1 protein-coding gene and 1 pseudogene are annotated in these 417 nt (G+C 62.4%); both read right to left on the reverse strand.

The window, feature by feature from the left end; genetic code table 11:
- Nucleotides 1-199: pseudogene (locus ACFOSH_RS43350) on the reverse strand (hypothetical protein); the annotation flags it as partial.
- Nucleotides 196-417 (reverse strand): transposase (locus ACFOSH_RS43355; RefSeq protein WP_378247534.1); only part of this gene is annotated, 222 nt, incomplete at its 5' end. The gene ACFOSH_RS43355 and the pseudogene ACFOSH_RS43350, both read right to left, overlap by 4 nt.

The following is a 417-nucleotide window of genomic DNA, read 5'->3' on the forward strand; positions in this document are numbered from 1 at the left end:
ACGCCTCGAAGATCGCTGTCACGAGCACCGCGAGGCCGGCCCGCCGCCGCGCCGTCGCCGAGTCCGGCCGCTCACGCCATTCGTAATATCCCGAGGTTGACACGACAAGCCAGACACACATGTTGATGACGGTGTATTTCTTCTCGCCCTGCTCGGTGGCTTCCTTCTCCGCGTCGATGAACTCGTACATGTCGCTCACCGATACTCGCTCGCGAAGAAGGCCGCGGCTTTTCCCAAAAATTCCTTCTCGAGCCGCAGCTCGCGGACTTCTTTCTCCAGCTCGCGTAGCCGCGCCCGCTCCGGCACCGTCAATGGCGGCTCATCCGCGGCATGAGTTTTCCGATAGTCGTTAACCCAGTTGCGGAGTGTCTGCTCAGTGAGACCCAACTCCCGCGCGACCGACGCCGTCGACCGAGA

Source organism: Amycolatopsis speibonae (genome assembly GCF_042647925.1).
Classification (GTDB): Bacteria; Actinomycetota; Actinomycetes; order Mycobacteriales; family Pseudonocardiaceae; genus Amycolatopsis; species Amycolatopsis speibonae.